Source organism: Phaeodactylibacter luteus (assembly GCF_007993045.1).
Classification (GTDB): Bacteria; Bacteroidota; Bacteroidia; order Chitinophagales; family Saprospiraceae; genus Phaeodactylibacter; species Phaeodactylibacter luteus.
Genome location: NZ_VOOR01000088.1, coordinates 1 through 8,846, shown reverse-complemented (window position 1 = coordinate 8,846; position 8,846 = coordinate 1). Strand labels below are relative to the sequence as shown.

The 8,846-nt window shown below is 53.2% G+C and carries 3 protein-coding genes and 1 pseudogene; 2 read left to right on the top strand and 2 right to left on the bottom strand.

Features of this window, described 5'->3' with window-relative positions; translation table 11 throughout:
• Positions 1–65: 65 nt before the first annotated feature.
• Positions 66–584 carry a hypothetical protein gene (locus tag FRY97_RS21055; RefSeq protein WP_147169601.1) on the top strand — a complete coding sequence of 173 codons (519 nt, stop codon included), beginning with the start codon at positions 66–68 and terminating at the stop codon, positions 582–584.
• Between the two features lie 367 nt (positions 585–951).
• On the opposite strand, the gene FRY97_RS21050 is transcribed toward FRY97_RS21055, so the two are convergent.
• On the bottom strand, positions 952–2,241 hold the full coding sequence (locus FRY97_RS21050; RefSeq protein ID WP_147169600.1) for a hypothetical protein: 1,290 nt from the start codon (positions 2,239–2,241) through the stop codon (positions 952–954).
• Between the two features lie 410 nt (positions 2,242–2,651).
• Complete coding sequence (locus FRY97_RS21045) at positions 2,652–5,420, bottom strand: response regulator (protein WP_147169599.1); 2,769 nt, start codon at positions 5,418–5,420, stop codon at positions 2,652–2,654.
• A 229-nt stretch (positions 5,421–5,649) separates the two neighbouring features.
• Between FRY97_RS21045 and FRY97_RS21040 the strand changes: the two are divergent.
• Positions 5,650–8,846 (top strand): annotated as a pseudogene (locus FRY97_RS21040) (hypothetical protein); the annotation flags it as partial.

Here is an 8,846-nt window from a genome sequence, read left to right as displayed (position 1 = left end):
TGTTGCCATTAAAGGGGCATAGGACAGCAGCCGTCCTCGCCCGGACACTACGAACAACACACCAAATGAAAACACTGAAATTTACGCTCTTGGCCTTAGCAGGGCTGTGCTTGTCCCCCCAGTTTGGCCACGCCCAATTCATGAAAAAACTGAAAGAAGAAGCCAAACAACTGAAAAAGGACATCGTCGGCGGCGATAATGACATCTCGGACGTGCGCATGCCTGCTGCGGGAGAACTGCACACCGATGAATGGGAAGCAGAGGCGGGAAAACAGATCACTGCACTTTGCAAAAGGGATGGCACCACTTTTAAGCGGGCCATCATCCTTTCTGATGAGTGGGCCTCCCACCGCAACCGCAACACCGGGCTACTGACCGGCCGTTCTATCATGGGTGTTTTTGCGGACCAGAAATCCAGCGGCAAATGTATGATCCATACCTTTACCCTTTACGAAAGCTTTGATGGGGCTGATTTTTCCAAAGCCCGCCTCGATGCTGTCAGCCAAGACCTCCGCTATGGGCCTTATATAGAATGTGAGAATATTTTTGAGCCGCCCCTGGAAGAAGGCGGAGGCGAAAAATAACCTGCCCGGCTACACCTTAAATTTTCCCCATTTTAACTGTACCCGCAGCCTGCTCTAACTCGGCAGGCTGCTTTTCATTCGACACCAGACCGCCCACGGTTATACACCCAACGCCTACGTTCCTGAATCGATGACGGCAAAAAGGGCTGCATTGGCCGACATTTGCAGCATACCCCAACACGTTTGACAACACCTCCGGCCCCAACAACCCAAATGAAAGCAGGGCGAGCTTGAACGCTAAGAGGGCATTCCCACCCTCTCTGCACTTTCGCAGGCTGCCACCTCAACTGTTTGCCGGAGCATATAATCCCTGAACACACATGCCCCTGAGCACACCTAAGCGCTCAGGGGTTGTTTTTTGCCACCCTCAGTTTTGCTCTGGAAAAAACTGGAACGGGATGCGCACGACAAAGCTGTCCGTTTCAGGCCTGGCAGGCACAATGGACAAGATATTGCCCCCCGGCTCCAGCCCTCCGGTAGGAAGGTAAAACCGGACACCGTCTTCCGGCTGCCCCGGCCCACTGAAAAAATAAGCTCCTGTGGGCGCTACGGGCCCATCGGCATTGAACTCAAAGCGGTAGTACGCCTCCACACAAAGCAGGCGGCCTTCTCGCCCCCCCTCCCAATTTTCACCGCAAAAGGGCTTTAAATAAGCCTGTTCTATCCCTGTCAAAGGGATGTAAACGGGAAGGACCGGCTCCCGGATCACATCGGAAGGGATGCTCGCAAATGGGATATAAGTGTTGCCTTCAGCACGCTTGTCGTCGTACTGCGCAGGCAACATTTGTACAGCACGCCCTGAAAGCCGGTTTCGGATATCGCCTTTCAAATAAAAATAATTGGACCCCAGCATCCAAACCATCGCGCTGCCGATCAGCACCACCATAGACAAAAGCAGCACCCCCAAGTAGTTTTGGCTTTTGCTATTGGTGATCAGGGTTAAAGAGCTGTAATTGACCTGCCGGTAAAATGGGCCGAACATGGCCTTGCTGGCCACGCGGTACAACGGAAAGTGATAACGCCTTACCCATGGCCGTTCTCTCAACCAAGGAAGGGACAGCAAAGAAGGAAGCATCAGAAACGGGAAAAGCAGGGCGGCTAAAGCCAACAAGAATTGGGTGACAGAAAGCCCGGGGAAAGCCAAGGTGAGCAGGAAGCCCAAAAAAGAAGCGATGACAATTCCAATATTGATCGTCACAAAAATGATGGTCCATAGCCCTGCTATGGAAAACAACAAACTCCCCAGCCGGTCTAACCGCTGATTGAACCCCTGGAAGTCGGGGAACTCCTTATGCAGGCTTTCCTCATAGGCTGCCGAGAACTTCTCGTACCCTTTTCGGATACCGCGGGGGAAGACCGAAAGCAAACCGATATTCCCAATCCAGATGGTGCGGACCAAGAAATGCAGGACAAAGCAAATGATAAGGGCCTGAACTGCACAGCTCAGGTAGATAAAAAGGAAGCTCAAGATTTCAAGGTAAGGTGCGGAAAAAGTACCCAGCGCCCAATTCACCGCCCGGCTCAGCAGGCCAGGCAATTGCAGCGAACCAAAAATGGCGATGCCAGAAACGATCAGCTCGGCCTGCCAGCTTTCTTCCTCCAGCCGCTGCAGCCACTGTGGCTTAGAAGGCCCTTGTGTTGAGTCATCAGGTGTCATATTGGAGCAATTTGGCCCAAAATATACACTATTTCAGCAGCTAGTACCTTAAGTCATAAATCTCTGATACTTAAGTTGAAATTATTTTCCGGCTAATCAAGGCGAAGGTTCGCGACTTTAGCCAGAGCTAAAGTCGCGGTTCTTCAACGAAGAGTAGGCGGAAAAGAACGAAACTTGGGGTGGCAAGGATTTATGGCTTGAGGCACTAGTGGTCTGTCAAGTGTTAATTTATGGGTTGAGTGGGAGCGAATTTTGAGGCTAATCAAGGCGGATGTTCCCGCGCATAGCAGCGCTACGTAAGGGGTTGTCCAACGAAGAGTAGCCTCAAAAGTCGCCGCAGGCAACCCCTAGTTTTAGCCTTGACAGACCACTAGCCGGAGCCTGAACAGGCTTATACGAAAAAATATAGGCTATCGCCCCCCTGTGTAGCTGCTCGGGCGGCGCCCAAAACGCTCCTCAAAAATCCGGGAGAAGTAGTCTGGCGTCTCAAAGCCCACGGCAAAGCTGGCCTCCGCGACAGTACGGCACTGCCCGTTTTCCAACAGCCGGAGTGCACGGTTGAGGCGGACCTCTCTGAAGTAGCGGTTGGGCGTCATTCCGGCCACCGTTTTCATACGCCGGTGCAGCTGCCGCTCGCTAAGATTGACGGACCGGGCCAAATCTGCGACCCCAAAGCGCGTATTGCTGACCTCAGCAGACAGCACCTGTTCTATTTCCCGTAGCCAGGCCCAATCCGCAGCCGATATGCCGGAGGGCATTTCCGGCCGGGCAGCCTGGCCTTGCCCTTTTCTCCAGTTTCTGTAAGTGAGCAGGTTTTCTACTCTGGCTTGAAGCTCTCGCGGCCGGAAGGGCTTGACAAGGTAATCATCGACTCCGATAGAAAGGGCCCTCATGCGGTCCTCCTCTGCTGCTCTGGCGGTCAGCATAACAACCGGCAGCCCCAGCCACTCTTCCCTTTCCTTTATAGCAGACAATAAAGCAAAACCATCCATAACAGGCATCATTACATCAGATAGGACCAAGTCGAAAGCAGCATCCTGCATGAGCAGATCCAAGGCTTCCTGTCCGTTGGCAACGGTAGCAACAGCATAGCCTGGCCCAAGTACTTCCCCTATGAACGCCTGCATCTCCGGGTTGTCCTCTGCCAGCAAAATGCGCCCCTGAAAGTTATTAGAGGGCAATGGGGCGGCTGCAACAGCCCCCGCTTTCTCTTTCAAACCGGGCCGTACCGCTTCGAATGGCAAGCGCAACGTAAAGGCCGCCCCCTCCCCCGGCTTGCTATCAACGGTCAGCTGCCCATTCAACAACTTAGCCAGCTCGCTGGAAAATGCAAGCCCAACGCCACTTCCTGAACCGCCCAAGCGTGCCCCTTCCTCCCCTTGGAAAAAACGGTCAAATACCCGGCCGATATCCTGGCTTGATATGCCCGGCCCGGTATCCTTGACCCGCAACTGCAAAAAACCGCCCTGCTCCTTCGCATATAGCACAACCCTGCCATGCGCAGGCGTAAATTTCAGGGCATTCGACAGCAAGTTGTTCAGTATCTGCTCTATTTTCTCGGCATCAAGGTTGAGGTAAAGCCCATCTGTAAGGCTGTTTTTGAATTCTAGCGCAATGCTTTTTATTTCGGCAGCAGATTGAAATGCACTGAGGGTACGGCTTAAGAGGGCGCCCACTTGCTGAGGGGCTCTGTTCACGGGCAGCTCTCCTGCTTCCAAGCGGGCAAAATTTAAAATCTGATTGACCATAGCCTCCAGCTGCTTTGCATTTTTGCGCAAGCCAGAGAGCACAGCTAAAGAAGGAGGAGCTTTGCTATTTTCCATCATTTCAAGAGGGCCGAGAATAAGCGAAAGGGGGGTACGCAATTCGTGGGAGATATTGGCAAAAAGGTCATTGCGCATGCGGGACTGAGCCTCTAATGATGCTGCCCGGACGGCCAGCACCTCAGCCTCCCTTCGTTTCTGGCTGCGCCAAAGCAAGAATGCCCCTCCCCCGGCTAGGGCCAACAAAGCCACAAACAGAATGGCAATGTCCCGTTCTTTGTGCGCCAGCTGCTGTGCTTTCAATAGCCGGTCACGGTCTGCCTCGGCCAATTTCAGCTCTGCTTCCCTTATAGACTCGCGGTTTTCCGTATTGAAAGTGCTGTCATAAAGCGCTTCGTAGCCCAGCCTCGCCTGATAAGCAGCGGCCCATTCCCCGGCACCTGCCAAACAAGCCGACAAATGCATTAGATAATCCCGGCGGGTATAGACCGACCACCGGGCGGAGTCCAGCTGTGACGCCTCGGCTGCCGCAGCAAGACAATCGCTATACTGCCCACTGTAGCGCAGGCTGGTCATCCGCTCTACCAGCGTTTTGCCAAGGCTTTCCGGGCTGCCCACCCGTTTTTTCGCTGCCAAAGCCATCTCCAAGGCTTCAGCAGCCTGGCCATACTGCCCCATCATGTTGTAGAGCCTGCCCAAGTTGTTAAAGACCATGCCGCTGTCTGAAGCGGTTAAGGCCTCATTTAACGGGGGCTGCATGATAGCCTTCAGCAATGACAGGGCACGGTCTAGGCTATCGAGCTCAGACCACGCAATATGCAATAGGTTGAGGGTTGTAACCTGTCCGCGCAAGTGGCCTTCTTTTTGGTAGTGCGCCAAAACTGTTTCCAAATGGGGGACAGACCGAGCCGGGTCTCTGCCCTTTTGGTAGGCATAAGCCAGCGACTGCAAAGCGAAAACCCAGTCATCTTGTTCGCCCCCCTGCTCAGCCAGAGTGAGGGCTTTTTGCAGCAAAGCAATCGCTTCGCTTGTGCGCCCCATCATCGTGAGGGCATTCCCTTGCCGTACCAAAGCATTGGACAGCCATTGGCTTGCGCCACTTTCCCTAGACAAGCGTTCTGCAGTTTCAAAATAGCCCAGTGCGGCCTCGTACCTGCCCTCGGTATACGCCAAACGCCCCAACGCCATAGCTCCATCTATTTGTAAGCTCAGCGCAGCGCTAGGCAGAGCAGCCTCCACCCAATCTGCATAAATCCTTGCAGAATCGGGGTTAGACTTTCTGGCCTGATCCAGTTGGCGGATGACCTCGGCTAGTGGGAACGCAGAAGGGGGCTGACGAGCGTGCAGGGCGATGGATTGCAACAGGCCCGCAGCCAAAAATGCCAGACGAAGGAAGATGAGATATGGGCTGTACATGAGCAGATAGGGTTCTGGTCTTATGGTGCATGTAAAATGGCTTCACAAATATGCACTTCTTTGCCCAACATTACTGACAAGACCTTACAGAGTAGGCGAATACCGCCCCCGACAAAACTGCCATGGCAGCTTTGTCGGCACAATTGTCAGCCTTGTTTGCACACTGCCTTCCTAGTTTTGGCCCATTCCTTACAGGTTTTTACACTTTTTTCTAACGCCATTTTTACCCATGAAAAAAACCTTCCTTGCCCTGCTCCTTTGGAGTACTCCTATGCTGAGCTATGCACAGCTGTTGAACGGAGATGATATCCGCTTCACCTATCAAATTGTCCGGTTCTTTTCAGACTACAATGGAGACGAGGCGGTTTACGTCCCCCCTATACCGCCCATTCCTCAAAAGGAAGAGCACATTATCGAGAACGAGATATTCAACGTCAGCACTTTCCCGTCACAGGCTATTGAGCTGTACAACTGCTTCAAACACTCAGAAGAGAGCATCCTCAATACCGAATGGGCGGATGTATACACTGGCTGGCCGATTTACGAAGTGTATGCTCCCCTCGATATCGAAGTGACCAACCGGTATTGGGAAAACGACTCCGGCGATGACTGCTATTGGGATGGGGAAGAGCTCGACGGGCCTCGTGCCTCTCACGATTCCCACTTTGGCCACCCCCGGAATATTGTTGCCCCGAGCACCATATACGAAGGGCAGATTGGGTGGTCTGTCACCCCTCAACAAGGGCACATTACCATAGGGAATACGGTACGCTTCCGGTACCACATGGCTTGGAATTACCTGCACGGCAACACCCGTCAGGACCCCCTGGATTTTGGGCTCCTGCCTGCCAACAGCAGCCGCTCGCATCACATCACGCGCAACCTCTTAGATGCCCGCCCAAGCGGCCTCGGCCACCTCGAAGGCATGAAGTTTACCAATACTGAAAATAATTTCAGCAGTGACCAGCCGGATATCTTCTACCGTTTTGAACTGCAAGAAGCGACAACCGTGCAGATCCGAACCCTCAACCCGCAGCTACAGCCCGGCGATCATGCTGATACCTACCTTGCGCTGTGGGATGAGGCCGGCAACTTTGTTTCCTACAGCAATGACGACAATTGCAGCGACCTGTCTCGCATTCAACGAACCCTACAGCCCGGGGTCTATCTACTTCAGCTGGAAATCAGCGGAGATATCAACCAACTGGAACAAAGCTATCTTCCTGCTTTCGACCTTGAAATCCGCACCGGCAGTGCCGTACAAAACTTGTTGCTGCCCGAATATGGCGATGGCGTGTGGATGGCCAACACCTACGGCATCAACACCAATGGGGATGACTATCCTTTTATCGGCCGCTTTATCATAGATGGGCTCAACCTGCATACCGAAAATTACTTCCCTAGAACAGAAGACCCCATAAATGTGTCTGGCTTCTCAGCTGTCAATTGCAATGACTATCAAGCAGATTGGTTCAGCATCAATTTCCAACGGACCAACTTCCCGTGTGGGAAATACACCTTCTTTATCCGCGACTACGATGATGGGGTCGGTATAGAGGTCGACTACGATGGCGACGGCATTGTAGATACTTCGACTCCCTATTATTTTGTCGGCAATTTCGACAATGAATACAATGTAGGTTTCACCTATGAACTGACCCCTGAGTCAAAAGTGACTGTCGAGTATATAGATGTAGGCGGAGACGGCTTTTTGCTGATGGATGTTTACAAGCATGAGCTTGAGTTTCCAACTGCGAATGGCGATCAGCGGTTCCTAAGCTGTACGCCGCTTAGCCCGGTCAGCCTCGAAGGAGGGCTTCCAGAAGATGCCGTATCTGCTCAATGGGAGCAAAGCACGGACCTGGCAGCCTGGCAGCCGGTAGGTATGCCCAATAGCCTCAGCTATCAGCCGGAGGCATTGGAACAGACTACTTATTTCCGCTTATCGGCAACCGACCTCTGCGGGGATACTTACTACTCCGATACGCTGGCCAAACAACGCATCCAAGAGCCAATTGATGAATATGGGACGGCCTCGTGGATCGGGGCAATGTATGAGGGCGATGGGCAGTTCATCGGCCGCTTCGCCTCATCTGACTTCCTCATCCACCTTGACAACTGGAAAGGCGGGGCTCAAGCTCCTATTTCTCAGATCCCTGGCTATGATGGGTGCGACCCCACATCTGATAACTGGCAAACCACACTCCGGCGGACGAACTGGCCCTGTGGAGATTATGCCATCACCTTGGAAGAGTGGGAAGGCGATCTCGCGCTCCGCATCGATGAAAACGGCGATGGGATATGGGATATCGAGCGTACTGCACCTTGTTGCACTACTGAAACGCCAATTACCGCCGAAGCCCGCCTAACCTCCATCTCTCAAGTAGAAATATCTTTTGCGGGGCAGGGCATCCCTCAAGGGCTCGCCCTTAATTTCGACAGGACAGGGAACGGGCTACAGCCTGGCGAAATAAGCGGGGATGAAACCTTGCTCTTTTGCGAAACCCCACAGATTATTTCAGGCACTGCAGGAGATGCTGCAGGGCCTTTTTCCTACCAATGGCAAGACAGTACCGCAATGGGTGCCTGGCAGGATATCCCGGATGCTGACGGACCTGATTTCCAACCCGCCAACCTCTCTTCCCCTACTTGGTTCCGCAGGGCTGTAGTAGACACCTGCGGGCAAAGGGCTTATTCCAATATTGTTGCCAAAAACTGGGCACAGTCTCCTGCCCCAAGCAACGAAAACGGCTGGCTGGCCATGGTTTTCAGCGGAACTGACCTCGAACGCTATGCCGGCTCTTTCAGCATTCCTGGACAGTCCTTGCGCCTGGGGGAACACCTGCCGAGCGGGTGGTCCTCCCCTTCTGACATCCAGGGCTATACGGGCTGCACTATCAGCCCCGATTATTGGAGTATTGTCTTCAGAAAAACCGGCTGGAGATGCGCCAACTATGATTTCCACTGGATTGACCTTGACGATGATGCCCGCCTCCTCGCTGATACAGATGGTGATGGCAACTGGGATTATGACTCCGGGCTCAGAACATGCTGTTTATCGGGTGGCGGCCTTCACGACATTATCGCTCTCAACCCCAACTCGGTTGTAGAGGTACAGTTCAAGGAATATGGCGGCATCGCTGCACTAAATATTGAGGTGAGTGTCAGTCAGGAATTCATCCCCCAAATGAATTGCCGGGATGCCCAAATCTTCCTAGATGAAAATGGGCTGGCGTCGATCACAGCGGACCTGCTCGATGATGGCTCCGATCCGTACTGTGGAAGCCTCAGCCTAGAAGCGGATATGCTCAACTTCAACTGCAGCCATCTTGGCAATAATGATGTCATGCTTTCGGGCACGAATTCAGCAGGCAACAGCGCCCAGTGCACCGCCAACGTCACCGTAGCGGACACCACCGCCCCGAA